The organism is Roseateles sp. GW821-FHT09G09 (assembly GCF_059415965.1).
This window is the reverse complement of record NZ_JBWKOG010000010.1, coordinates 1-25,841: the sequence shown is the minus strand read 5'-3', so window position 1 is coordinate 25,841 and position 25,841 is coordinate 1. Positions and strand designations below refer to the sequence as shown.

Annotated in this window: 23 protein-coding genes; 16 read left to right on the top strand and 7 right to left on the bottom strand. The window is 69.8% G+C overall.

Annotated elements, in window-relative coordinates:
* Positions 1 to 2: 2 nt before the first annotated feature.
* The 3 genes from AC07O8_RS23505 to AC07O8_RS23495 are packed head-to-tail and all read left to right on the top strand — an operon-like array spanning position 3 to position 4,645.
* Positions 3 to 1,607, top strand: a complete 1,605-nt coding sequence (locus tag AC07O8_RS23505; RefSeq protein WP_495050353.1) for a hybrid sensor histidine kinase/response regulator — start codon at positions 3 to 5, stop codon at positions 1,605 to 1,607.
* Between the two features lie 9 nt (positions 1,608 to 1,616).
* A complete protein-coding gene (locus AC07O8_RS23500) occupies positions 1,617 to 2,405 on the top strand; it encodes a response regulator (protein ID WP_495050352.1) in 789 nt (262 codons plus the stop codon).
* 8 nt (positions 2,406 to 2,413) lie between these two features.
* A complete protein-coding gene (locus tag AC07O8_RS23495) occupies positions 2,414 to 4,645 on the top strand; it encodes a GAF domain-containing protein (RefSeq protein WP_495050351.1) in 2,232 nt (743 codons plus the stop codon).
* 97 nt (positions 4,646 to 4,742) lie between these two features.
* Here the strand turns inward: AC07O8_RS23495 and AC07O8_RS23490 are convergent, their stop codons facing one another.
* The gene (locus AC07O8_RS23490; protein ID WP_495050350.1) at positions 4,743 to 5,726 is read right to left on the bottom strand and encodes a Crp/Fnr family transcriptional regulator; all 984 of its coding nucleotides are present in this window, start codon (positions 5,724 to 5,726) and stop codon (positions 4,743 to 4,745) included.
* 325 nt (positions 5,727 to 6,051) lie between these two features.
* Between AC07O8_RS23490 and AC07O8_RS23485 the strand changes: the two genes are divergently transcribed.
* Positions 6,052 to 6,462 carry a hypothetical protein gene (locus tag AC07O8_RS23485; RefSeq protein WP_495050349.1) on the top strand — a complete coding sequence of 137 codons (411 nt, stop codon included), beginning with the start codon at positions 6,052 to 6,054 and terminating at the stop codon, positions 6,460 to 6,462.
* 98 nt (positions 6,463 to 6,560) lie between these two features.
* On the opposite strand, the gene AC07O8_RS23480 is transcribed toward AC07O8_RS23485, so the two are convergent.
* Positions 6,561 to 7,697, bottom strand: coding sequence for a glycosyl hydrolase (locus AC07O8_RS23480; RefSeq protein ID WP_495050348.1), 1,137 nt, complete (start codon positions 7,695 to 7,697; stop codon positions 6,561 to 6,563).
* Between the two features lie 318 nt (positions 7,698 to 8,015).
* Between AC07O8_RS23480 and tssA the strand changes: the two genes are divergently transcribed.
* The 10 genes from tssA to tssH all read left to right on the top strand — a co-directional run bounded on the left by tssA (position 8,016) and on the right by tssH (position 19,799).
* Complete coding sequence (gene tssA, locus AC07O8_RS23475) at positions 8,016 to 9,050, top strand: type VI secretion system protein TssA (protein WP_495050347.1); 1,035 nt, start codon at positions 8,016 to 8,018, stop codon at positions 9,048 to 9,050.
* Positions 9,051 to 9,131: 81 nt separating this feature from the next.
* Positions 9,132 to 9,641: a type VI secretion system contractile sheath small subunit gene (gene tssB / locus AC07O8_RS23470; protein ID WP_377155241.1), complete on the top strand. Its 510-nt coding sequence runs from the start codon at positions 9,132 to 9,134 to the stop codon at positions 9,639 to 9,641.
* 66 nt (positions 9,642 to 9,707) lie between these two features.
* Positions 9,708 to 11,207, top strand: a complete 1,500-nt coding sequence (tssC, locus tag AC07O8_RS23465; RefSeq protein ID WP_495050346.1) for a type VI secretion system contractile sheath large subunit — start codon at positions 9,708 to 9,710, stop codon at positions 11,205 to 11,207.
* A gap of 192 nt (positions 11,208 to 11,399) precedes the next feature.
* Positions 11,400 to 11,879: an Hcp family type VI secretion system effector gene (locus AC07O8_RS23460; RefSeq protein WP_067271515.1), complete on the top strand. Its 480-nt coding sequence runs from the start codon at positions 11,400 to 11,402 to the stop codon at positions 11,877 to 11,879.
* Between the two features lie 223 nt (positions 11,880 to 12,102).
* Entirely contained in the window at positions 12,103 to 12,600 is a 498-nt protein-coding gene (locus tag AC07O8_RS23455) for an Hcp family type VI secretion system effector (RefSeq protein WP_297526743.1), read from the top strand.
* A gap of 57 nt (positions 12,601 to 12,657) precedes the next feature.
* A complete protein-coding gene (locus tag AC07O8_RS23450; RefSeq protein WP_495050345.1) occupies positions 12,658 to 13,461 on the top strand; it encodes a type VI secretion system accessory protein TagJ in 804 nt (267 codons plus the stop codon).
* Positions 13,462 to 13,474: 13 nt separating this feature from the next.
* Complete coding sequence (tssE, locus tag AC07O8_RS23445) at positions 13,475 to 13,969, top strand: type VI secretion system baseplate subunit TssE (RefSeq protein WP_088404496.1); 495 nt, start codon at positions 13,475 to 13,477, stop codon at positions 13,967 to 13,969.
* Positions 13,970 to 13,978: 9 nt separating this feature from the next.
* On the top strand, positions 13,979 to 15,919 hold the full coding sequence (gene tssF, locus AC07O8_RS23440) for a type VI secretion system baseplate subunit TssF (RefSeq protein WP_495050344.1): 1,941 nt from the start codon (positions 13,979 to 13,981) through the stop codon (positions 15,917 to 15,919).
* A complete protein-coding gene (gene tssG / locus AC07O8_RS23435; protein WP_495050343.1) occupies positions 15,916 to 17,151 on the top strand; it encodes a type VI secretion system baseplate subunit TssG in 1,236 nt (411 codons plus the stop codon). Before tssF ends, tssG begins: the two co-directional genes overlap by 4 nt.
* Positions 17,148 to 19,799, top strand: a complete 2,652-nt coding sequence (tssH, locus tag AC07O8_RS23430; RefSeq protein ID WP_495050342.1) for a type VI secretion system ATPase TssH — start codon at positions 17,148 to 17,150, stop codon at positions 19,797 to 19,799. The genes tssG and tssH overlap by 4 nt, the downstream gene beginning before the upstream one ends.
* A 48-nt stretch (positions 19,800 to 19,847) precedes the next feature.
* Here the strand turns inward: tssH and AC07O8_RS23425 are convergent, their stop codons facing one another.
* Entirely contained in the window at positions 19,848 to 21,023 is a 1,176-nt protein-coding gene (locus AC07O8_RS23425; protein WP_495050341.1) for an aminotransferase class V-fold PLP-dependent enzyme, read from the bottom strand.
* A 109-nt stretch (positions 21,024 to 21,132) separates the two neighbouring features.
* Between AC07O8_RS23425 and AC07O8_RS23420 the strand changes: the two genes are divergently transcribed.
* Entirely contained in the window at positions 21,133 to 22,056 is a 924-nt protein-coding gene (locus tag AC07O8_RS23420) for a LysR substrate-binding domain-containing protein (RefSeq protein ID WP_495050340.1), read from the top strand.
* 31 nt (positions 22,057 to 22,087) lie between these two features.
* Here AC07O8_RS23420 and AC07O8_RS23415 read toward each other — a convergent pair whose 3' ends face one another.
* From AC07O8_RS23415 to AC07O8_RS23400, 4 genes are all read right to left on the bottom strand, one after another.
* Complete coding sequence (locus AC07O8_RS23415) at positions 22,088 to 22,831, bottom strand: hypothetical protein (RefSeq protein WP_495050339.1); 744 nt, start codon at positions 22,829 to 22,831, stop codon at positions 22,088 to 22,090.
* Positions 22,831 to 23,556: a hypothetical protein gene (locus tag AC07O8_RS23410; RefSeq protein WP_495050338.1), complete on the bottom strand. Its 726-nt coding sequence runs from the start codon at positions 23,554 to 23,556 to the stop codon at positions 22,831 to 22,833. The genes AC07O8_RS23415 and AC07O8_RS23410 overlap by 1 nt, the downstream gene beginning before the upstream one ends.
* A gap of 194 nt (positions 23,557 to 23,750) precedes the next feature.
* Positions 23,751 to 24,239: a hypothetical protein gene (locus AC07O8_RS23405; RefSeq protein ID WP_495050337.1), complete on the bottom strand. Its 489-nt coding sequence runs from the start codon at positions 24,237 to 24,239 to the stop codon at positions 23,751 to 23,753.
* Positions 24,229 to 24,777 carry a hypothetical protein gene (locus tag AC07O8_RS23400; RefSeq protein WP_495050336.1) on the bottom strand — a complete coding sequence of 183 codons (549 nt, stop codon included), beginning with the start codon at positions 24,775 to 24,777 and terminating at the stop codon, positions 24,229 to 24,231. Before AC07O8_RS23400 ends, AC07O8_RS23405 begins: the two co-directional genes overlap by 11 nt.
* A gap of 234 nt (positions 24,778 to 25,011) precedes the next feature.
* Here AC07O8_RS23400 and AC07O8_RS23395 point away from each other — a divergent pair.
* On the top strand, positions 25,012 to 25,841 hold an 830-nt coding region (locus AC07O8_RS23395; RefSeq protein ID WP_495050335.1), incomplete at its 3' end, for a type VI secretion system Vgr family protein.

The window sequence follows — 25,841 nt, the reverse complement described above, 5'->3', positions numbered from 1 at the left end:
CGATGTCCCGAGAAAAAGAACCGTCCGCCGCCGACCAGGCGTTGCGCGACCTGATGGGCCTGCTCGCGCTGCCGGCCCTCTGGGTCGGACGCGACGCCGCCACGGTGCTGCAACTGACGACCGAGGCGGTGAACCGCATCGTCGGCACGGCGGTCTGCCTGCTGCATGCGCCGCTGGTGCCGGACGCCGTGCCGGCGACCGTGCTTCAGCTCGGCGGCGTGCGCGTCTCGCACGAGGCCTGGACGGACTTCATCCTCGCCTGCCGCCAGATGCCCGACAGCGCCGACACCGCGACCCCGCTGGAGTCGCCGCTGGGCACCCTGCGCGTGGTGCGGCTCTACCTGGGGCCGGCCGGGCGGGCGGGCAGCCTGTGGTTCGGCTCCTCGCGGCCGGACTTCCCGTCGCCGCACCAGAGCGCCTTCATGCGCGCCGCGGCGACGCTGGCATCGACCGGCCTGCACGCGGCCCGGCTGGACCACGAGCGCGAACGCGCCGCGAGCGCGAAGGACGAGTTCCTCGCCATGCTCGGCCACGAACTGCGCAACCCGCTGGCGCCGATCTCCACCGCGCTGCACCTGATCCGGCTGCAGACGGGGCAGCTGTCGCGGGAGCACGAGATCATCGAACGCCAGGTCGGCCACCTGTCCAAGCTGGTGGACGACCTGCTCGACATCACCCGCATCACGCGCGGCAAGATCGAACTGTCGCGGGAACCGGTGGACGTGCCTTTCCTGCTGAGCGACGCGATCGAGGGCGTGAGCCCGCTGCTCGAGGAGCGCAACCACCTGCTGCGGGTGGCCTGCGAGGTCGGGCCGGAACTGCGGCTGATGGGCGACCGGGCCCGGCTGCGGCAGGTGCTGGTGAACCTGCTGAGCAACGCCGCCAAGTACACGCCGACCAACGGCGAGATCCGCGTGGCGGCCCGTGCCGTGGGGGATTCGCTGGTGATCGAGGTGCAGGACAACGGCGCCGGCATCGACGCGGACATGCTGCCGCGCGTGTTCGAATTGTTCGAGCAGGGCTCGACCACGCTGGACCGCTCCAAGGGCGGGCTCGGCATCGGACTGGCGATCGTCAAGCAGCTCGTCGAGATGCATCACGGGCAGGTGGCGGTGCACAGCGCCGGGTCGGGGCTGGGCGCGACCTTCCGCGTGACGCTGCCGGCGGAGATCCACGTCGCGCCGCCCGCGCCGGGGCCGGCCACCGAGGCGCTGGACACGCTGCCGCCTGTGCAGGGGCGGGTGCTGGTGGTGGACGACAACCGCGACGCCGCCGAGACGCTGGGCATGGCGCTGCGCTACGCCGGCTACGACGTCGTCACGACGACGCTGCCGCAGGAGGCGCTGGAACGGGTGCGCGCGTCGCGCTTCGACGCCGCGGTGCTCGACATCGGCATGCCCGTCATCGACGGCTACCAGCTGGCGACGCTGATCCATCGCGAACTCGGCGAGGCCGCGCCGCGCCTGATCGCGCTGACCGGTTACGGCCAAGCGTCCGATCGCGACAAGGCGCTGAGCAGCGGCTTCGACGAGCACATGGTCAAGCCCATCGACCTCGATCGCCTGACGCGCACGCTGGAGCGGCTGATCCGCGCGGACGCGCTCTAATCGGGCCTCATGACCGCGCCCGATTTCACTTCTTCCGCGACGAAGCCCGCCCATGTCGCGATCCTCGACGACGAGCCGGACATCACCCAGCTCCTGGCCGGTTACCTCGCCTCGCACGGCTTCCGCACGACGCAGCGCCACACCGGCCGGGCGTTGATGGACCTGATGGCGGCGGACACGCCGGACCTCGTGCTGCTGGACCTGGGCTTGCCCGGCGAGGACGGTTTCGTGATCGCGCGCCAGTTGCGCGAGCACTGGCGCTGCGGCCTGGTGATCGTCACCGGGCGCGGCGACGCGGTGGACAAGGTCGTCGGGCTGGAGGTCGGCGCGGACGACTACGTGACCAAGCCCTTCGACCTGCGCGAGCTGGTCGCCCGCGTGAAGGCCGTGCTGCGGCGCCTGGCGCCCGGATCGACGGTCGCTCCGCCAGCATCCGCTGGCGAGGTCGTCCATGACCTGTCCGTCGGCCGCGAGCGCATGCACTTCGAGGGGTGGACCGTGGACCTGTCCGCGCGCCGCGTGACCGGACCGGACGGTGGCGAGGTCGCGCTGACGACCGGCGAGTTCGACCTGCTGCACATCTTCCTGCTGCATCCGGGGCGCGTGCTGTCGCGGGATTTCCTGCTCGAGCACACGCGGGGTCGCGAGTCCGGGCCCTTCGACCGCACGATCGACGTGCAGGTGGGGCGGCTGCGTCGCAAGCTCGGCGCCGAGTCGGGCGAGGGACAGTGGATCAAGTCGGTGCGCGGCGCCGGCTACCTGTTCGCGCCGAGGGTGACCTCGACGCGCTCGACCTGAGCGCCGTCATGGGCGACCCGGGCAAGGGCGCCGCCGCCGGCGCGGTCGATGCGGTCGATGCGGTCGACGCGGGCGACATGATCGGCGCCAATGGCGGTGGATCCTCCGGCCTCGACCCATCCGCCGTCTTCCGCGCGCTGTTCGCCGCCTCGCCGGACGGTCTGCTGCTCGTCGACGACCAGGGGCTGATCCGGCTCGCGAATCCGACGGTCACCCAACTGCTGGGCTACGCCCACGAGGCCCTCATCGGCGCCCCGGTCGAGATGCTGGTCCCCGACAGCATCCGCCCGCGCCACGCCGCGTACCGGCATGCCTACGACAGCGCGCCGCGGTCGCGGCCCATGGGCGGCACCGCCACCGAGCTGGTCGCCCGCCGACGTGACGGATCGGAGGTGCTGGTGGAGATCGCACTGAGCCCGCTGCAGCCGCTCGGCCTGCCGTACACGATGGCCTCGATCCGCAGCGTCGCCGAGTACCCGCGCGTGCGCCAGGCCTTGCAGCGGGCGCGCTACAGCGAGCATCTGGCCCAACTGGGCCGGATCGCCGTCGATTCGCTCGATCCGCAGGAGGTGCTGCGTCAGGTGCCCTCGATCGCCGCCCAGGCGCTGGAGGCGGACCTGGCGGTGGTGTTCCTGCTCGAGCCGGGCCGGACCGCCTTGCGCCTGGCCGGCGGCGTCGGCCTGCTGGACGGCGAGGGCCTCGGTGCGAAGGTCGCCAACCGGCCGGACACGCCGCAGGGGTTCGTCCTGGCGCAGGGCGGTCCGGTCGTGGTCGAGGACTACCGCAACGAGCAGCGCTTCGCCGTGCCGCCGACCTACCTGCAGGCGGGCCTGGTGTCCGCGCTGGCGGTCCCGCTGTCCGATCGGGGACGTCCCGTGGGCACGCTCGCGGTGCGCTCGCGCGAGCCGCGACGCTTCGGTGATGCGGAGATGCGCTTCCTGGAATCGGTGGCCAATCTGCTCGGCACCTGCCTGCAGCGGGCGCAGACCGAGGAAGCGCTGAACCACTCCCAGCGGCTGGAGGCCGTCGGTCAACTGACGGGCGGCATCGCGCACGACTTCAACAACCTGCTGACCGTGATCCAGGGCAACCTGCAGGTGCTGGCCGAGCTGCCCGCGGTGACCGACGACGGCTTCGCGCCGCAACTGGTCGCGGCGGCGACGCGGGCGTCGCGACGTGGCGCGGAGCTGACCGGCAAGCTGCTGGCGTTCTCGCGCCGGCAGCGCCTGCAGCCGGCCAGCGTCGACGTGGCGGCGATGCTGCGCTCGCTGGCCGACATGCTGCGCCGCACGCTCGACCAGCGCATCCGCATCCGCATCGAGGTGGCCGCCGATTGTCCCGACGTGCAGGCCGATCCGGCGCAGCTGGAATCGGCGCTGCTCAACATCGCCATCAATGCGCGCGACGCGATGCCTGAGGGCGGCGACCTGGTCTTCGAGGCCGCGCCGTTGACGGCCATCCCGCCGGCACTGCGCCGCGAGCTGGAGGACGGCGACGATCCGACGCCCGAGGGCCTCGAGGGCCTTGAGGGCATCGAGGTCCCCCTGATGCGTTACGTCCGCATCGCGATCTCGGACAGCGGCATGGGGATGCCGGAGGACGTCAGGGAGCGCGCCTTCGAGCCGTTCTTCACCACCAAGCAGCCGGGGCGCGGCACCGGGCTGGGACTGAGCACCGTCTACGGTTTCGCGCGGCAGTCGCGCGGGGCGATCGGCATCGACAGCACGCCGGGCCACGGCACGACCTTGTCCTTGATCCTGCCCCAGCCGCCGGCAGCGAAGCGCGAGGCCGTCGAGCACGAGGCGGCGGCTGCGGCGGCTGCGGCGGTGCCGCCGGGACTGCGCGTGCTGCTGGTCGAGGATGACGCGGAGGTGCGCGCGGTCGCGCGCCGCTACCTGACCGACCTGGGCTGCAGCGTCACGGCCTGCGCCAGCGCGGAGGAAGCGCTGCGGCATCTGTGGCATCTGCGCGATCTGGACGATGCAGCCGACGCGTCCGGGGGCCTTGCGCTGCCGCATCTGCTGCTGAGCGACATCGCGTTGGGCGCCGGCATGCGCGGGACCGAACTGGCGTCACAAGTCCGGCAGCACTGGCCGGACATCGCCGTGCTGCTGATGTCGGGGTTCTCGGCGGAGCTGCTGTCGTCTGGGCATGACAACGCGCTGGACTGGGCGTTGCTGCCCAAACCCTATGAGCGCGACGCGCTGGCGCGGGCCATCGGGAAGGTGCTGTCGCGCTGAGGACACGGACGACGCCATCGTGCACCTGCGGCGGCGGCAGGATTCCAGGCCTGGCTCACCGGACTCGCGCCGGACTCATGCCGGACTCATTCCGGACTCATGCCGCCGTCGCCAGCTTCCCCCGCGCCATCGAACCGCCGATCACGAACTGCTCGAGCCGTTCGCGGTTGGGGATCGAGATCTGGCGCCGGCCGCGCTCGCCGAACAGGATCAGGCCTTCGCGGTTCAGCTTGGACAGGCAGCGGCTGACCGTCTCCAGCGTCATGCCGAGGAAGTTGCCGAGATCGGCGCGCGTCATGCGCAGCGTGAGTTCGTCGGCGCGCAGCCCGCGCTGATGCATGCTGCGCGCCCAGGCGCAGAGGAACTCCGCCACCCGCGCCAGCGACGCCAGCGTGCAGACCGACATCAGCGACTGGCGTTCGTGGGTGATCTCGGCGCTCATGCCTTCGTGGACCACGGCCATCATCTCCGGATGGCGGGCGCAGGCCTGGAGCAGCGTGTCGTACGGAATGATCGAGATGTTGCCGGTGTCCATCGCGACCGCGTCGCAGGGATGGCGGCCGTGCGCGATGCCGCTGAAGCCCAGCCAGTCGCCGCGGAACTTCAGGCTGACGATCTGCTCGCGGCCGTCCAGGCTGCGGCTCACCAGCTTGAACGCGCCGGCATTGATCAGATAGACCGTGTTGAAGGGCTGGGAAGCGCGGAAGATCATGTCGCCGGCGCGCACCACCTTGGCCGCGGGCTGGAGGATGTCGCGGATGGTGCGCATCACCTCCAGCATGCGCTGCTGCGGGTCGCGGGCGACCACGTGCGGCTCCGCGACGGACAGCGACAGCGGTGGGCGTTCCTGCAGGCCGAAGTCGGGCGCGATCAGCCCCGGGGCGGTGTCCGCGACGAGCGCGGCGTCGGAGGACAGGGCGAGGGCGAGGTCACGAAGCGGCCGGGGCGCCGCGGGCGCCGCGGGCGCTGCGGCTGCCGCGGCAGCCGCGACGGCGATGCGCGGCCGGCCGACCGGCACATCGCGCAGGCGATCGCGGGAGAGGTCGCTCGGAGGGGAGGCGAGGGCGATGGCGCTTTGCATGAGGGTCTCGTGGTTGGAGGGATTGCCGGGAATGCTAGAAACGGCCCGCAACCGCGGAACCAATCCTTGACATCGATCAGCAACAGTCGGTGAACCCTCGGTGACGGTTCGGTAACGATCCGTCGAGCCCGGCCCGCACCCCGCCGCGCCTGGGTGACGCAAGGCCTGCGCATTGACATTGGTCAACCCGCTTCGTCGGGAGCTGACTACGCTGCGGACCTCGGCCTCCGGTGCGATGTCGCGTCCACCTCGTCCGCCGCGTCCGCCTCGGCCTCCGCCTCCGCCATGCCGCTGTTTCCCCCTCCGCCACGCCACGCGTCCGACCATGCCCCCACACGCTCCGTTCCCGCGCACGACGCCGCTTCCGCGCACGACGCATCAGCCCCTGCTGGGCATGAGGATGGGGATGGTGTGCGGGGATGAGGGCGCGCCGGCCCCCAGCCTGTTCAAGCAGGTGGCGCTCGAACTGGGCGCGCAGGTGACCGTGCTGGATCCCGAGCGGATGCTTGAGGAGGGCGCCGCGCTGGAGGAGATCGCCCGCCTGCTGGGGCAGTTGTACGGCGCCGTCGCGTGTGACGACCTGCCGCCGGCGGTGTTGCGGCGGTTGACGGCGGCGGCGGCGGTCCCGGTGATGACGGTGCAGGCGGTGCTCGCACCCGCCGACGGGCGCGACACCACCGATGGGGCGGAGCGCCGCCGCGTCGCGCAGGCGGCACTGCTCGCCGCGCTGCGCTAGACCGCCTCGCCTCGCCTCGCCTCACCTCGTCTTGTCGACGGGCCTGGGCCTGCGCGTCGAGGGGTGGTCAACCTGAGTTCAGTGAGGTCTGCGGTCCATCAGGACTTCGGCAGGCTCTTGTAGTGCTGGCCGACCTCGGTCAACACGCCGGTGTTGCCGAGCAGGCTGGTGAAGTGCACGTCGTTCGACCAGCGGCCGGTGAACCAGGCGTAGCGGACCACGTCGGTGCGCGACTCGCAGGTCTGGACCATGTCGGCCATCTGCGCCTTCTGCTTCGCGGCGGTGTCGATCTGCGCGCTGCCGTCCCCGTTGTGCCAGTTGGCCATCTCGGTGACCCAGAAGGGCTTGCCGTACTTCTTGAGCCGGTCCAGCTGGCCGCCCAGGCCGTAGTCGTACCAATGGAAGGCGATCGCGTCGATCTGCGGGTCGCGGCCGCCGTTGGCGGCGCGGTAGGCGGCGATGAACGCGTCCATCCACACGACCGGATCGGCGTAGTTCGCCATCGTCCCCCAGGTGATCGCGGGGCCGACGATCTTCACGCCGGTCTGGCGGGCGACGTCCTCGAAGCGCGGCCACTGCGCGGCGGCATCCGCCGGCGAGAGGTTGGCTTGGTCGGTGAGGTTGGGTTCGTTGAGCACCAGCAGGTACTGCACCGTCGGCCGGGCCTTCAGCGCCGTCACGACCTGCGCCGTGTTGAAGTTGAAGTTCCACAGCATCGGCACGTGTTCCAGCGCGCCGGCGATCGACGGCTGCGCGACCACGGTCGCGTTGGGCTGGAGCGCCCAGTTGTACCACCAGCCCACGCTGCCGCCCGACAGCGCGTTGAAGTCGGCCGCGTCCTTGAGGTCGTAGGCGACGCCGCGCTTGACCGATGAGGGAGGCGGCGGGGGAGGAGGAGGCGGCGGCGGCGGGGGCGAGGCCGGAGGAGGAGGTGAAGCCGGAGGCGATCCCGACGGTGGCGGCGCCGCCGGAGGGGGGGGCGATGCGGGCGGTGGTGGGGAGGCGGGCGGCGATCCCGATGGCGGTGCCGCCGGCGTGGCCGGCGCGTCCCCGCCGCCGCTGCCGCCACCGCCGCAGGCGGACAGCAGCGCGCTGGCGCCTGCCAGTGTCAGCAGGCGACGGCGGTCGACGCCGGGAGGCAGCGGGGCGACGAGCGTCGGCGCGGCCGGCGCGACGGGCGCGTTCGTCGGCGCGTTCGTCAGCGCGTTGAGAGGGGAATCAGCCGGGTGCTTCATGGGGGAGCTCTTGCAGCGGGGGAGGGCCTGTCCCTCCCGCAGGGGACAGGTCTTGCGGGGCCGGAGTATGAGTGGGTCGCCGCGTTCTTGTCCCGCACCGAAACACATTGTTAATGTTGCTGACGGCTGGCATTCATCCTGGTACCTCGTAAGAGGGTGTCCCGCGGTCCGCAAAGGGGCGTCCGCCTGACTTGCGAGGGGCGGCAATCCCTAGCCTGAGCGCCCCCCACTTGCGCCAAAGTGACTTTCGACCACTGCGCGCAGTTACAGCCCTCAATAGAGTCCATGGCATGCAACCGTTTTGCTGCCTCCGACGCGATGGCTGACCTCGACCTCGATTCGCTGCTTGCCCCCTTGCAGGACGACGCCCCATGCGGCGCCGACCTGGAGTACGACCCTGCCTTCCTCGCCCTGGAAGCGGCGGGCGCGGGCAAACCCGAGCAGCAGTTCGGCGACACCATCATCCCGGCCGAGGAGCCCGACTGGCACGCGGTCCAGGAGCAGGCACTGGCGCTGGCCAGGCGCACCCGCGACCTGCGCGTCGCCGTCTGGCTGGTGCGCGCCGGCGCCCGGCTGCAAGGACTGGGCGCGGCCATCGACGGCCTGGCGCTGATCCGCGGTCTGCTGGAACAACAGTGGGCGCACGTGCATCCGCAACTGGACGCGTCCGACCACGACGACCCGACGATGCGCTTGAACGCGCTGCAACCGCTGACCAGCGTCATGGCCGGCATCGCCGACCTGCGCGCCGCGAGCCTGACCGGCCAGCGCGGCGGTCCCCGGCTGCGCGACGTGGAACTGGCGCTGGGCAATGCCGATCCGATGGGCGATGAGTCCGTGCCGTCGCCCGAAGGCCTGATGGCCGGCCTGGCGTCGCAGGCCGCCAACGATCCCGCCTTCGCCGCCCGGCTGCATGAGGCGCTGCCGACGGTGCAAGGCATCGTCGCGGCGATCGAAGTGCCGCTCGGCGCCGGACAAGGACCCGATTTCTCGCCGCTGCTGCGCCTGTTCAAGCCGCTCGTCGCGGCCGCCGGGCAACTGCAGGGGCAGGGCGGCGACGCGCCCGCCGCGGACGACGCGACCGGTGCGCCGGCCGGCGGTGTCGGTGGCTTCGGCGGCGCGACCGTCGGCGCGGTCGCCGCGCCCGGCACCATCGCCAGCCGCGATGACGCCGTCCGCGCGCTGCAACGCGTCTGCGACTGGATCGAGCGCCACGAGCCCAGCAATCCCGCGCCGCTGCTGATCCGCCGCGCGCAGCGGCTGATGAGCAAGAGCTTCCTCGAGATCATGCGCGACCTCAACCCCGAGGGCGTGCACGAGATCGAGAAGCTCGCCGGCACGACCAGCGAGTAAGCGCCCGACCGCGACACCGACACCGAGCCCGTTCTTCAACGTTCCGACCTTTCACCCGATCCCCGCTTCAAGGAGCATCCCATGGCCACCAGCAGCCAGAAGTTCATCGCCAGGAATCGCGCCCCGCGCGTGCAGATCGAGTACGACGTCGAGCTCTACGGCGCCGAGAAGAAGGTCCAGCTGCCGTTCGTGATGGGCGTGCTGTCGGACCTGTCGGGCAAGCCCACCGAGCCGCTGCCGCCGGTGTCGGACCGCAAGTTCCTGGACTTCGACGTCGACAACTTCGACGCCCGCATGAAGGCCATGAAGCCGCGCGTGTCCTTCGCCGTGCCCAACACGCTGACCGGCGAAGGCAACCTGATGGTCGACCTGACCTTCGAGTCGATGGACGACTTCTCGCCGGCCGCGGTCGCGCGCAAGGTCGACGGCCTCAAGCAGCTGCTCGAGGCGCGCCAGCAGCTCGCCAACCTGATCACCTACATGGACGGCAAGGCCGGCGCCGAGCAACTGATCGCCAAGGTGGTCAAGGACGAGGCGCTGCTCAAGTCGCTGGCCTCGGCCCAGAAGCCCGACGACGGCGCCGCGCAGTGAGCGCGCCGCTGACGCCTTCCAGAACCGATTCAAGAACCGACCCACGGATCCCACGGAGCACGCACCATGGCCGATGACACCCTCGCGCAACACGCGCCTTCATTGCAGGGCATCGAGTACGAAGGCGGCGAGTTCGCCTCGCTGCTGAACAAGGAATTCAAGCCCAAGACCGACGAGGCCAAGTCCGCCGTCGAGCAGGCGGTGCTGACGCTGGCCCAGCAGGCCCTGTCGCAGACCACGCTGATCGGCAGCGACGTCATCGTCTCGATCGAGGCCATGATCGCCGAGATCGACAAGAAGCTGTCGGAGCAGGTCAACGCGATCCTGCACCACGCCGAGTTCCAGCAGCTGGAATCGGCCTGGCGCGGCCTGCACTACCTGGTCAACAACACCGAGACCGACGAGCAGCTCAAGATCCGCGTGATGAGCATCTCGAAGAACGATCTCGGCAAGACGCTCAAGCGCTACAAGGGCACGGCCTGGGACCAGAGCCCGATCTTCAAGCGCGTGTACGAAGAGGAATTCGGCCAGTTCGGCGGCGAGCCTTTCGGCGCCATCGTCGGCGACTACTACTTCGACCACAGCCCGCCGGACGTCGAGCTGCTGGGCGAGATCGCCAAGGTCTCGGCCGCCGCGCACTCGCCCTTCATCGCCGCGGTGAACCCGTCGCTGATGCAGATGGGCTCGTGGCAGGAACTCGCCAACCCGCGCGACCTGACCAAGATCTTCAGCACGCCCGAGTACGCCGCCTGGAAGTCGCTGCGCGAGTCCGACGACGCGCGCTACATCGGTCTGGCCATGCCGCGTTTCCTGGCGCGCCTGCCCTACGGTTCGAAGACGAATCCGGTCGAGGACTTCAACTTCGAGGAAGAGACCGGCGGCGGCGAACACGGCAAGTACACGTGGGCCAACTCGGCCTACGCGATGGCGACCAACATCAACCGCTCGTTCAAGACCTACGGCTGGTGCACCCGCATCCGCGGCGTGGAAGCGGGCGGCGCGGTCGAGGGCCTGCCGGCCCACACCTTCCCGACCGACGAGGGCGGCGTGGCCATGAAGTGCCCCACGGAGATCGCGATCAGCGACCGCCGCGAGGCCGAGCTGGCCAAGAACGGCTTCATGCCGCTGGTGCACCGCAAGAACTCGGACTTCGCCGCGTTCATCGGCGCGCAGTCGCTGCAGAAGCCCGCCGAGTATGACGACCCCGACGCCACCGCCAACGCCAACCTGGCCGCGCGCCTGCCGTATCTGTTCGCCTGCAACCGCTTCGCGCATTACCTGAAGTGCATCGTGCGCGACAAGGTGGGCTCGTTCAAGGAACGCGGCGACATGGAGAAGTGGCTCAACAAGTGGATCATGAACTACGTCGACGGCGATCCGGCGAACTCGTCGGAGACGACGAAGTCGCAGAAGCCGCTGGCGTCCGCGGAAGTGGTCGTCGAGGAGATCCCGGGCAACCCCGGCTACTACTCGTCGAAATTCTTCCTGCGTCCGCATTACCAGCTCGAAGGCCTGACCGTGTCGCTGCGGCTGGTCTCGACGCTGCCCTCGCAGAAGGGCAAGTGACGCTGAACCTGAATTTGAGAATCGCGCGCAACGACGCGCGACGTGTTGAAGGGAGCGCCTTGGAAGGCGCGTTCTGAACTTTCGAGGCACCCCGCCATCCGGACCTTCCCAGGTCCGAAATCCCTGGTCTCCGTCGCGGTCAGCGTCGAGGCGGAGACTGTTTTCACAGAGTTCATCTAGGAGAAATCGACCATGACGATCGACGCCAATCTGAAGTTCGCCGGAGTCGAAGGCGAATCCACCCACAAGGACCACAAGGGCGAGATCGACCTGCTGGCCTGGTCGTGGGACGTCCGTCAGGAAAGCACCGCCGCCGCCGGTACCGGTTCGGGCAAGGGCAAGGGCGTTCCTGGCCAGTTCGTGTTCGCGCATTACTACGACAAGGCGTCCCCGGTGCTGGCCAAGGCCTGCGCCTCGGGCAAGCATTTCGACCAGGCCGTGCTGACCTGCCGCAAGGCCGGTGAAGGCCAGCAGGACTTCCTGAAGGTCACCCTGAAGCAAGTCCTCGTGACCGCCGTCTCCCCGTCCGCTTCGGCCGGCGGCGAGATCAGCGAAAGCGTGTCGGTGTCCTACGCCGACATCGAGTTCGAGTACAAGGCCCAAGACGCCAAGGGCGGCCTGGGCGGCGCGGTCAAGTTCGGCTGGAACGTGGCCACGACCGAAACGCGTTGATGCGTTGATGGCGGCACGCCGGCGTCGCGCCGGGTCGCTGCCGTCGACGATCCCGCGGCGCGACGGGCTCAGGCCCGGCGCGCCGCGCTCGGACAACGAATGATGGTTCGGCGGCGGGGGCCGCCGCTTGGTGCTGTCGCACGTCACCGTGGGGTACCACCGTGGGGTGCCGCCGTCGGGTGCCAGCAGGGGCCGTCATCCGTTGTCCATGCCGGAGCGAAAGATGAATCCGTTGACCAGCGGCGCGAACAGCGCCGACATGTACCTGGACCTGTCGCTCAAGCGCGCGGGCAAGGTCAAGGGCGAGTCCACCTCGGCGGGCCACGCCAACGACATCGTCGTGCGCGGCTTCAGCTGGGGCGTGGGCGCCGCGGGCGATGCCGTGGCCGGTCAGCAGACCGGTCGCCGCAGCTACCGCCAGCTGACGATCACCAAGGGCCTCGACAGCGCCAGCACCGCGCTGATGAGCGCCGTCGCGACCAACGACGAGGTCAAGAGCTCCAAGCTCTACCTGCGCAAGGCCGGCGGCTCGCAGGAGGACTACTTCTGCCTGACGCTGGAGAAGGCGCGCATCGCCTCCTACGACATCGACTGCGACGAGACCGGCGCGCCGGTGGAGCGCATCTCGATGAGCTTCCAGAAGGTCAACATCGAGTACCGCACCCAGAACGCCAAGGGCGCAATGGGCGGCACGCACACCTTCGACGACGACCTCACCTGAGGTCCTTACGGCGCGCTCACGGGCCCGCCGGGGCATTGAATTCCACGGGAGTCTTGAATGAGCGCAGTGCAGGAACTGCTGGCCGCGGGCCGACCGACCGAGGCGCTGGCCGCGGCGCAGGCGGAAGTCCGTCAGCGTCCGCAGGATGCGAAGCTGCGCACGATGCTGTTCCAGCTGCTGGCGGTGACGGGCCAATGGGCGCGTGCGGCCGCGCAGCTGGAAGTCTGCGGCGAGCTCGACGCGGGCACGCTGGCGATGGTCAACACCTACCGCGAAGCGCTCAAGTGCGAGCTGGTGCGCGAGGCCGTCTTCGAGGGCCGCACCACGCCGATGGTGATGGGCGAGCCGGCTGAATGGGTCGCGAACCTGGTGCACTCGCTGAAGGTCGAGCATGACGGCGACGTCGCCGGCGCGCGGCAGTTGCGCGCGCAGGCGCTGGACGCCGCGCCCGCGACCGCCGGCGCGATCGACGGCCAGGCCTTCGACTGGATCTGCGACGGCGACTCGCGCCTCGGGCCGGTGCTGGAGGCGGTGATCAACGGCCGCTACTGCTGGGTGCCGTTCTCCGCGATCAAGGAGATCCACATCGAGCCGCCGACGGACCTGCGCGATCTCGTGTGGTCCGCGGCGCACCTCGAATTCCCCAACGGCGGCGGCTCCGTCGCGCTGATCCCGACGCGTTATCCGCGCAGCGTGGCCTTCGACGACGAGCGCGTCTGGATGGCGCGCCGCACCGAGTGGCAGGCGCTGCCGGGCTCGCAGGACGACCAGTACGCCGGCGTCGGCCAGCGCGTGCTGATGACCGACCAGGGCGAGACCGGGCTGCTGGACGCGCGCCTGATCGAACTGCGCCAGCCATGAGCGCGACGCGCTCATGAGCCAGATCCACCGCGACCGCCTGCAACCGGCCCTGCTGGACCGGTTGACCGACGACGATCCCTTCCACCGCGTCGAGGCGGAGGAACGCCGCGTCATGACCAAGTCGCAGCTGCGCCAGGCGGTGCTGCGCGACCTGGGCTGGCTGTTCAACGCGATCCAGCCGATGGGCAAGGAATGCGATCCCTACGGCCATGTGGGCGACAGTGTGCTGAACTTCGGGCTGCCGGCGCTGTCGGGGCAACTGGCCTCGCGCATCGACGTGCACCTGCTGGAGAAGCAGATCCGCCAGGCCATCCTGCGCTTCGAGCCGCGCATCCTGCCGGACACGCTGGAGGTCCGCGCGATCGAGACGCAGAGCGTCATGGACACCCACAACGTGATCGAGTTCGACATCCGCGGCCATCTCTGGGCGCAGCCGATCCCGCTGGAGATCCTGCTGCGCACGCAGATGGACCTCGAGGCGGGCCAGGTCGAAGTCCGCGAGGGTTGAGGTCACGCGATGGATCCGCGCCTGCTGCGCCTGTACAACGACGAACTCGCCCACCTGCGCGAGGTCGGCGCCGAGTTCGCGCGCGACTTCCCGAAAATCGCCGCCCGGCTCGGGCTGGAGGATGCCGAGGTCGCCGATCCCTATGTCGAGCGGCTGCTGGAGGGCTTCGCCTTCCTGTCGGCGCGCGTGCAGCTCAAGCTGGACGCGGAACATCCGCGCCTGATCTCGCACCTGCTGGAATCGATCTACCCGAACTTCCTGGCGCCCATCCCGTCGATGATGATCGCGCGCCTGAACGTCGATCCGACCGACCCCAACCTGTCCAAGGGCCATCCGGTGCCGCGCGGCAGCGTGCTGCAGTCGGCGATCCCGCGCGGGCAGGACACGCGCTGCGAGTTCCGCACCGCCCACGACGTCACGCTCTGGCCGCTGACGCTGGACGACGTCCAGTACTTCACCCATGCGCCGGACCTGCCGGTGTCGCGGCTTCCCGATGCCGCGGGCAGTCGCGGCGGCGTGCGGCTCAAGCTCAGGACCGGCGGCGGCATTCCCGTGCGGCAGCTCGGACTGGACCGGCTCGCGCTGTACCTGAGCGCGCCGGACGAGGTCGCCTACCGGCTGCATGAGCTGGCGCTGGGCGCACCGCTGGGCAGCTTCGTCACCGGGGACGGCATCGACGCGGCGGCGGTGCCCGTGCAGTGGCGGCCCGCGACCAGCATCCGCCCGCTGGGCTTCTCGCCCGACGAGGCGCTGCTGCCCGAATCGCATCGCAGCTTCTCCGGCAGCCGGCTGATGCAGGAGCTCGCGGCGATGCCGCGGCGTTTCCTGTTCCTCGAGATCGATCAACTGGCCGACCGGCTCGCGCGCATCGACGGCACGTCTTTCGAGATCGTGCTGTTCTTCTCCCGCGGCGACGGCGCGCTGGAGGCCATGGTCGACGTCGACAGCGTCTCGCTGCACTGCACGCCGGCGATCAACCTGTTCCCGAAGCGGCTGGACCGGATCCAGCTCGGAACCGGCAGCTGGGAATACCACGTCGTGCCGGACCGCACCCGGCCGATGGACTACGAGATCCACAGCCTGCAGTCGGTGATCGGCTACGGCGCCGGGGCGCTCGGCCAGCAGAGTTTCGAACCGCTCTACGCCACCTATCACGAGGCGCCGCCGGACGCGCCCGGCTTCTACACCGCGCGCCGCGAGCCGCGCCTGATGTCGTCGCGCCAGAAGGAGCAGGGACCGCGCACCGGCTACATCGGCGACGAGGTCTTCCTCTCGCTGGTCGATCCGCGCCATGCGCCGTATCGCGAGGACATCCGTCAGCTGTCGGTCTCGGCGCTGGTCACCAACCGCGACCTGCCGATGCTGCTGCCGCACAACGGCGCCGGCGTGTGGCGGCTCGACGCGGCCGGGCCGGTCCTGAAGGTGGACGCGGTGCACGGTCCGACGCGGCCGGTGAATCGCCAGCCGGCGGGCGAAGCGGGCTGGAGCCTGGTCGGCCTGCTGACGCAGCAGCAGCTGCCCTGGGGCGACGAGCCGCCCGCGCAGGCGGCCGCCACGCTGCGACGCCTGCTGGCGCTGTACGGCCCGCCGGGCGACGCCGGCTGGTTGCGGCAGATCGAAGGCGTGCGCGCCGTCGCCTCGCAGTCGGTCGTGCGACGCCTGCCGTTCACCGGTCCCTTGAGTTTCGGGACCGGCGCGGAGATCACGCTGGAGCTCGACGAGCACGCGTTCCAGGGCCACAGCAGCTTCCTCTTCGCGAGCGTGCTGGAGCGCTACTTCACGCGCCATGCCGCGATCAACAGCTTCACCCAGCTGAGCCTGCGCACGACGCAGCGCGGCCTGGTCAAGCGCTGGGCGCCGCGCATCGGCGGCGACGCGGAAGGACGCGGCGACCGCGGCGGCGAACGCGCCAACGACCGCTCCGGCGACCGCGACGGGGGGCGCGGATGAACATCCCCGGCCCTGGTTCGACCCCGGACGACGACGACGCCGGAGCCTCCGGCGGCGGTGCCGTGGCGCAGGCATCCGATGCCGGATCCGACGACGCTGCCGCGCCGGCGCCCGAGTCCCTGCTCGCGCGCCGGCCCGAGAAACGCAATGAGCGCGATGCCGCCTTGCGCGCGCTCTTCGAGGACGTCGAGGCGACGCCCTGGGCCCATGACTTCTTCGCGCTGCTGCGCCGCATCGAGGGCCTGACGCCCGACGTGCCGCGGCTGGGTCGCGGCCTGCGGCCCTCGCAGGAGGCGATCCGGCTGGGCCAGGAGCCTGAGCTCGATTTCGCGCCGGCGGCGCTGCAGAGCCTCACCCGCGGCCAGGGGCCGGCGCCGCGACTGGGCGTGCGTTTCTTCGGCCTGCTCGGCCCGCAGGGGCCGATGCCGCTGCACCTGACGGAGTACACCCGCGAGCGGCTGCACCAGCGCGGCGATCCGACGCTGAGCCGTTTCCTCGACGTCTTCCATCACCGGCTGCTGCTGCACTTCTACCGCGCCTGGGCGCAATCGCAGCCGGCCGTGCAGCACGACCGGCCGGCGACGGACCGCTACGCGGCCTGGCTGGGCGCGGCGACCGGACTCGACGGCGCGCAGCGGCCCGGCGACTCGCTGCCGCAGACGGCGCGCCTGTTCCAGGCCGGTCTGCACGGCGGACGCGCGCAGCATCCGGAAGGACTCGCCAAGATCCTGTCGTCGCACTTCAAGGTGCCCGTCCGCATCGAGCAGCACGTGCCGCACTGGCTGCCCGTCGAGGACGGCGAACGCACGCGGCTGGGCTTCGCCCGGCAGCGGCCCGAGCGCATCGGCCGCGAGCTGCCGCGCCTGGGGCGCAACACGTCCGCAGGCAACAAGGCCTGGGACCGGCAGTACCGTTTCCGCGTCGTCCTGGGGCCGCTGACGCTGCGCCAGTACGAGGGCTTCCTGCCCGACGGCGACGCGTGGCGGCCGCTGAACGACTGGATCCGGCAGTACGTCGGCCACAACCTGCAATGGGAGCTGCAGCCCGTGCTGCGTCGCGACGAGGTGCCCGCCGCGGCGCTCAGCGGCAGCGCGCGCCTGGGCTTCACCTCCTGGACGGGCCGCTCGGGCGGCCGTCCGCATCGTCACGACCGGGACGACCTGCACCTCCATCCGCAACAGCGGGCGAAGGGGCGGGCCACGCCGCCGGCATCACAGGGAGCATCGTCATGACTGAAATCGCCCGCACCAGCCTCTTCGGCAAGCTCAACCCGCTGGCCTACAAGGCGATCGAAGGCGCCACCGTGTTCTGCAAGCTGCGGGGCAATCCGTACGTCGAGCTGCAGCACTGGCTCTACCAGATCCTCAACACGCCCGACTCCGACCTGCATCGCATCGTCAAGCATTACGGGCTGGACGCGGCGCAGCTGTCGTCGGACCTGATGGCCTCGCTGGACCGTCTGCCGCGCGGCGCGACCTCGGTCACCGACCTGTCGAGCTGGGTCGAGAACGCCGTCGAGCGCGGCTGGGTCTACGGCTCGCTGATGTTCGGCGACCAGCAGGTGCGCACCGGCCACCTGGTGCTGGGGCTGCTGAAGACGGCGTCGATGCGCAACGTGCTGCTGTCGGTGTCCAAGCAGTTCGAGAAGATCAACGTCGACGACCTGGGCGAGAAGTTCAACCAGATCCTGGAGGGCTCGCCCGAACGCGCGATGCGCGCCGCCGAGCCCGGCGCCGCGCCTGGCGACGCCAGCGGCGCGATCGCGCCGGCGGCGATGGGCAAGCAGGAGGCGCTCAAGCGCTACGCCGTCGACCTGACCGAGCGCGCGCGCAACGGCGAGATCGACCCGATCGCCGGCCGTGATGAAGAGATCCGCCAGATCGTCGACATCCTGATGCGCCGCCGCCAGAACAACCCCATCCTCACGGGCGAGGCGGGCGTGGGCAAGACGGCGGTGGTGGAAGGTTTCGCGCTGCGCCTGGCGCAGGGCGACGTGCCGCCGCAGTTGAAGGACGTGTCGCTGTACATGCTCGACATCGGCCTGCTGCAGGCCGGCGCGAGCATGAAGGGCGAATTCGAGAACCGCCTGCGCCAGGTCATCGACGAGGTGCAGGCCTCGCCCAAGCCGATCATCCTGTTCATCGACGAGGCGCACACGCTGATCGGTGCGGGCGGCGCGGCCGGGACCGGCGACGCGGCCAACCTGCTCAAGCCGGCGCTGGCGCGCGGCAAGCTGCGCACGATCGCGGCGACGACCTGGGCCGAGTACAAGAAGCACATCGAGAAGGATCCGGCGCTGACGCGGCGCTTCCAGGTCGTGCAGGTGCCCGAGCCCGACGAGCACAAGGCCGTGCTGATGCTGCGCGGCGTGGCCTCGATCCTGGAGAAGCACCACCGCGTGGCGCTGCTCGACGAGGGCATCGAGGCGGCGGTGCGCCTGAGCCATCGCTACATCCCGGCGCGGCAGCTGCCGGACAAGGCGGTCAGTCTGCTCGACACGGCCTGCGCGCGCGTGGCGGTGAGCCAGCATGCGACGCCGGCGGAACTCGAGGACTGCCTGCGCCGCATCCAGGCGCTGGAGATCGAGCGCGAGATCATCGGCCGCGAAGGCGCGATCGGCATGGACGTCGCGGAGCGCAAGCAGCGCGTGGCGACGCAGCTGGACGAAGCGCAGACCCGCAAGGCGGAGCTGGAGGCGCGCCACCTGAAGGAAAAGGGCATGGTCGATCGCGTGCTGGAGCTGCACGCGCTGCTGCGCAAGGAGGGCGAGGGCGCTCCCGAGGAGCAGGCGCGCGAGACGCTGCTCACCGAACTGCACGGCCTGCGCGCCGAGCTGACGACGCTGCAAGGCGATGCGCCGCTGATCCTGCCGCAGGTCGACGAACAGGCGGTGGCCGCGGTGGTGCAGGACTGGACCGGCATCCCGGTCGGTCGCATGGTGCGCAACGAGGTGCAGGCGGTGCTCCAGCTGGCGGACACCCTGAACCAGCGCGTCGTGGGCCAGCGTCACGCGCTGGAGATGATCGCCAAGCGCATCGAGGTCTCGCGCGCCGGCCTGGACAACCCCAGCAAGCCGATCGGCGTGTTCCTGCTGGCGGGCACCTCGGGCGTGGGCAAGACGGAGACGGCGCTCGCGCTGGCCGAGGCGCTCTACGGCGGCGAGCAGAACGTCATCACGATCAACATGAGCGAGTTCCAGGAGGCCCACACGGTCTCGACGCTCAAGGGCTCGCCCCCCGGCTACGTCGGTTACGGCGAAGGCGGCGTGCTGACGGAGGCGGTGCGCCGCCGGCCCTACAGCATCGTGCTGCTGGACGAGGTCGAGAAGGCCCACCCGGACGTGCACGAGCTCTTCTTCCAGGTCTTCGACAAGGGCCGCATGGAAGACGGCGAGGGCCGCCACATCGACTTCAAGAACACGATCATCCTGCTGACCAGCAACGCGGGCAGCGACCTGATCATGAAGCTGTGCGCGGACCCGGAGCTGATGCCGGAACCGGAGGGCATCGCCAAGGCGCTGCGCGAACCGCTGCTGAAGATCTTCCCGGCGGCGCTGCTGGGCCGGCTGGTCACGATCCCGTACTACCCGCTGAGCGAGGAGATGCTGGGCCAGATCGTGCGCCTGCAACTGGGCCGCATCCAGAAGCGCGTGGGCGAGAACCTCGGCGTGCCGCTGACCTTCGGCGACGACGTGGTCAAGCTGATCATCAGCCGCTGCAACGAGGTGGAGAGCGGCGGCCGCGTGGTCGATGCGATCCTCACGAACACGGTGCTGCCGCGCATCAGCCGCGAGTACCTCACCCGCGTCACCAACGGCCAGGCGATCACGAAGGTCGAGCTGGCGGTGAAGGACGGGGACTTCGACTACGCGTTCGACTGAGGCCGCACGGTCGTCGTGCGCTGATCGCCGTGCAGGAGATGGCGGCGATCAGCGACGCGCCAGCTCGTCAATCGCCTCGACCAGCCGGGTCACCTCCGCCTCGGTGTTGAGGTAGCTGAGCGACGCGCGCACGACGCTGTCCAGGCCTCGGGCCGCCATGTCCAGCGGTGTGTAGGCGCGCAGATGGGCCGCCACGTTGATCCCTTGCGTTGACAAGCGCTGCCGCACCTCGACGGCGTCGTGGCCCGCCACGTTAAACGAGACGATTCCCGAGTGAGTGCGTCCCAGGTCCAGCATCTGCACGCCCTGGATCAGCCGCAGTTGCGTGCGCAAGCTGCCTGCCAACTCGCCGATGCGCGCCTGGATCGCCGGCACGCCCAGTGCGAGCACGTCCCGGACCGCCACGCCCAGGCCGAGCAGCAGGGCGAGCGACGCCTCGCCCTTTTCGAACAGGCGCGCGTCGTCGCGCAGCACCGGCCCGTCGACGCCCCAAGGTGCCGACAGCACGTCCAGGAAGGCCGGCTGCAGCGTCGGCAGGAACTCCCGGCGCACGTAGAGAATGCCGGTGCCCCGAGGTCCTCGCAGATGCTTGCGGCCGGCGCCGACGAGCACGTCGCAAGCCAGGGCGCGCACGTCGGTCGCGACCTGGCCCAGGGCCTGGCCTGCGTCGATGAAGAAGGGCACGCCCGCCGCGCGGCACAGGCGTCCGATCTCCGCGGCCGGGTTCACCAGCCCGCCGTTCGCGGGCAGCCACGTCAGCGCCACCAGGCGCACCCGCTCGTCCAACAACCGCGACAGCGCGGCCGGCGAGACGCTGCCGTCCTCGTCGCCATCGATCACCTCCACGCGCGCTCCGACGCGCTGCGCGGCCATGTGCAGGGTCGCCAGATTGCCGCCCCATTCGTGGCGACCGACCAGCACGCGATCGCCGGCCCGCAACGCAGGCAGTGCGGAGAAGGCCAACCCCCAGGCGCTCGCGCCACTGTCGGTGAAGGCGATCTCCTGCGGCGTCGCATTCAGCAGGCTCGCCATGCCGATGCGCAGGTCCTCGATCCTGGCGGTGGGCGCGGCGGCCGATTCGATCGGGCCGCGCGTCGCTTCGAGTTCCATCTGCTCGCGGATCGCCGTCAGCACGGCCCGCGACGGCAGCGAGGCGGCGGAATGGTTGAAGTGCGCGATGCCGGTACAGCCCGGTGTCGCGGCGCGCAATGCGTCGATGTCCATGGATGCCTTGAGTTGCACAGGTAGAGTGGCCTGACCTCGACGATTCTTCGCGTGCCAGTCCGCGTGGCAAAACGAGGTCTGTGCACATTCACCATGAGCTTTCCGCAAGATGCGCAAACGCCTGCCGCCCTTGTTCTCACTCCAGGTCTTCGAGGCGGCGGCCCGGCACGGCAAGTTCAGCCGCGCCGCGGAGGAGCTGAACCTGACGCAGGGCGCCGTCAGCCGCCAGATCAAGCAGCTCGAGGCCTGGACCGCGCTGCCCCTGTTCGAGCGCAACGGTCCGCGCGTCGAGCTCACGCGCGCCGGCCATGACCTGCTGGCGCGATTGGGCGCGCCGCTGAACGCGCTGCACGCGGCGGTTTATGGCGAGGAGGGCGAGCCGATCCAGACGCTGCACATCGCGACCCTGGCGTCCATCGCGCGGGCCGTGCTGCTGCCGCCCATGCCGTCCTTCATCTCGGCGCATCCGCGCATCGACGTCACCGTCCATACCGACTACGCCCTTGCCAGCCTGCCGCCGCGCCTGCCGATGCTCGCGATCCGCTTCGGCGCCGCGCCAGCGCCCGACATGCATGGCGAGCTCTTGTTCGGCGACCGCCTGGTCAGCGTCGCGGCGCCGTCCGTGGCCGAGCGTGTCGGCACCGACCCGCGACAGTGGCCCGAGCGCAGCCTGCTGCGCCACACCACGGGCGACTGGTCGCTCTGGCTGCAGGCTGCCGGACTGGACGGCTCGCGCGTGCCCGCCGGGATGGAATTCAACGATGCCGGTGTGATGCTCGACGCGGCCGAGATCGGCGCGGGCATCGCGCTCGCGCGCATGACGGTGGCGTGGTCCGCGCTGCGCGACGGCCGACTGGTGCAGGTCTCTCCCGTGACGGCCGTGGCGAACCGCCACCACTACCTGGTGTGCCGCGACGATGCATTGCAGCTGCCGCCTGTCGTCGCGTTCCGCGCCTGGATGCAGGAGCAGGCGCGTGTCTGGCGCGGCCGGCTCGCGGCCTTCGATGCGGCGGGGCGCGTACCGGCGGACTAGTGCCCGACTTGTCCGTTCCTCACCCTGAGGCTCACTTCGCCCCGGTGATGGTCACCGTGCCGCTCTCGCTGCGAGGATCTCCATCGATCACCCGGCGGTCGATCTCGCCGTCGCAGCCCTTGGCGCTGCATTGCTGGTTCACGAGGCGCAGGGGCTTCGACGCCGTCGGCTCACCGTGCTCGATGATCGGGAGCACGACCTGACCCTTGGCGGCAGCGGCCTGCAGCGAATCGCACCCGGCCCAGTAGCCGACGAAACGATGCGCCGTGCCCGCCGGCTTGCCGCCGCTGAACGGCACCAGCACCACGCTGACCCAGCGCTGGTACACGCCGCTCTTGCCGATGCCGGTGTGTGCGAACTCCAGGCAGCTGCCCCAGCGCTGACCGCCGGCCGTCACGCGGTAGGCGTCCGTCGACGTCCAGTCGATGTCCGGCAGCGGCTCGCCGCCCATGGCCTTGTGTTCGACGAGGACGAGCTGCTTGCCGCCCGGCGCCTTGGCGAAGCCGCCCTTGTCGCGATCCAGGCGCAGCTCGTCGACGTCGACGAAGCAGCCCTGCGGACCGCACCAGCCTTCGGTCTTGATCGGCTCCAGTGCGGCGGGTGTCGCCGTGCCGCGCAGGAGGTCGCGCAGCTCGGTCGCATTGCGGGCCACGGCGTCGGCATGCGCCGCGCACGCGACGAAGAGCGAGCCGGCGAGGGCGGTTGCAGCGATCGTCAGCGAACGGGGCAGCGAGCGGCGCGGCGGGCGAGGCATCGATCGGGACAGTCCGGGCATCAGTCGTACACCTTGTTGTTGGTGGCCTTCACGAAGTCGTCGTTGTACTTCCAGAAGATCGTTCCGCCGTAGGCGGCGGTGGACTCGTACTTGTAATCCCATTTGCCGCGCAGCTTGGTCTTGGCGCCGGCCGCGCTGCGCCACCATTCTTCACCGGGGACGTTCTTGTCCTTGATGTCGTAGATGTTGTGCTTCGGATCGGTGATGTGGATGCCGGCCTTCACCTTGGGATGCTTGTCGTAGTTGGACTTGATGTCGGCGCCGTCCCAGAAGTAGCCGCCGTTCGCATAGTCCGTCCCGGTGGCGCTCAGCGCGTTGCGCGCGCCGCGCACGGCGTCGCTCATGCCCGTGTCGGCGGCGATCTCTTCGGCGGTGGCCTTCTTGAGCTTGTTGTGCCGCTGGTTGCCGTCATGGGCGGCGAATGCGAAGGTCTTGTCCGTCTTGATGAACGCGCTGATCGTCGCGAAGCCACGCGCCTTCTGCTGACGCACCAGGACGTTGGCGATGGCGGCCATCTCCTCGTAGACGTTGCCGGTCGAGCCCTCACCGTAGGCGACGGCGGCCAGTGCGCGGGTGTCGTCGTCGATCGCGGCCGCCTTCTCGGCGCGCGGCGCGGCGCCGACCGGCGACACCAGCGGGGACGCGGCGCGGATCATCGTGCCGTCGTCGATCTCGTGGGTGTTGGCCCCGGCGCCCAGGGGCCCGGGAATGCGTGCAGCAGGCATCGGCGCCTCTTCAGAATGCGGATGAACCGGAAGTTACCGGGCGGGCCGGTCGGGCCGAAGTGACTTTGGCCTCTGCACAGGTGGGAATTCGCAACCGAATGTTTCTACCGGGGCAAGACCTGCCCCATGCATCCCGTGATCCGTCGCGTTTGCATCGGCGCTGGCAACTGGCGGCCGATCAATTGGCGAAAATTTCAAGACGCCGGCTCTTGCTGTCTCCAACCAAGGCGCGCGCGCAACTGTTGAAATTCTCGCAGGGCCTGCAGGGCCCGCTTCAACTTCAACCGTGCCCGGACGTCATGGATCAACCATCCGTTCACCACCAGCCAGCTCAGTCCAAGGACGAGAAGTGGAGCGAACTGATCCACCGTCACGCAATAGAAGATGCCCATGCCGTTGTTGAGGAGCGCCATCGACGTCAAGCCGAACCAACTGCCCGGTTGCAGGTGGGTGGGTCTGTCGTATCCCCCGTTGAGGAAGGCGACCACCGTCGGCGAGCCCGGCTTCCAGCGCACGATGTGGATCTGCTGGCCCTCGATGAGCTGGATGTCCCCGGGCAGGAGGACGAACTCCGGGCGTTTGGCGCCCACGTCGAGCGTGTAGGCCATCCGAAAGCCTCGGATCTTGTCGTATCGGGAGGACTTCGTGTAAATGCGGCGGATGAGGAGCGACTCAACGGTCATCGGGGTGTGGCCATGTCTTGGGTTGACGTAGTCCGTCATCATCGCCGCGGCGTAACGTGCTTTCGGGTGACGATGTCTTCTCGCCGCCGAACTTGGCTCGCCAGCTGCCCTTGAGGATCAGCACGGACAGGACCATCCCCACACCCAGCCAGAGCACGAACGAGAGCACGAACAGCATCGGCGACTGCGCGGCGACAAGGTCCGGCGCCTTCCAGAAGGGCGGGATCACGCCCCGGATCAGGCCGCGGATCGCGATGAAGATCATCGGGCCGCCGAAGAGGAAGGCCAGGAAGACGCCGAACGTTCGGCCTGACCGTTGGCCGAGCACGGCATTGTCGAAGCCGCTGTCTTCCCACTTTCGATCGCCGAAGACCTTGAGGTTGAAGATCGCCGCGGCCAGCGCCAGGAAACCGATCACCACCGCCACGATGGTCACTGCGGCGCCGAGCATGCCGAAGGTGCCTCGCTGACCCTCCCGGAAGGCCCAGACGCAGGCCGCGAGGACGGCCAGGGCGATGACGCGGCGGATCTGGGGCATGACTTCTCTTCGGAGCGGACTTGAGACGAGACTTTCGCGGAGAGGCACCGGACATGTCGAGTGAGGCAAGTCCTGCCCCCCGCTTCGAGGGGGGAAGGGGAGGCCTGCAGGATATGGGGCGATCCCCGCCCGAAGTGACCTTCGCCTCTTACCTGCGCGATAGCCGCCCCCTACTGTGCGGGCCAGGACGATTCAGCAAGATCCATGGCCTCACCTTTCCGCCTCAAGACCGCCTTGCCTGAAGACACTCTGCGCGTGCACACCTGTGTGTCGCGGGAGGGTCTGAGCGACGCCGGAGACACGACGCTGACGCTGCTGAGCGAGCGCAAGGACATCCTGGCGTCGGACCTGCTGGGCAAGCCCGCGACGCTGACGATCGCGCTGCGCGAGGACGCGCCGCGTTACCTCAGCGGCTACGTGACGCGCTTCGCGCAACGCGGCTTCGAGGGCAAGTACTGCGTCTACGAGATGCAGCTCAAGCCGTGGCTGTGGCTGCTGTCGCGGACCTCGGACTGCCGGATCTTCCAGGAGCTGTCGGTCCCCGACATCGTCAAGCAGGTCTTCGAGGACCACCCGGTCGCGCGCTACGAGTTCAAGCTGTTGCGCCCGTACCGGACCTGGAACTACTGCGTCCAGTACCGCGAGACCGACTTCAACTTCGTCGCGCGGCTGCTCGAGCACGAAGGCATCTACTGGTACGTCGAGCACGACGAGGCCGGCCACAAGGTGGTGCTGTGCGACTCGGCGAGCGGGCACGATGCCAAGCCGGGCTGCGAGTCGCTGCCGTTCTACGGCTCGGGCGCGCAGGCCACGCCGGCGCTGGAATACGTGCAGGCCTGGGGCAGCGCCGAGTGCGTGAAGCCGGGCAAGGTCGTCATCACCGACTACGACTTCCAGCGGCCGTCGACGTCGCTGGAGACCCACCAGAGCGTGGCGCGCAACTACGACCTGTCCGACGGGGAGATCTTCGACTACCCGGGCGGCTATATCCAGACGGGGGACGGCTCGCAGTACGTGGAGGACCGGCTCGACGAGCTGCAGACGCAGTTCCAGACCTTCGACGG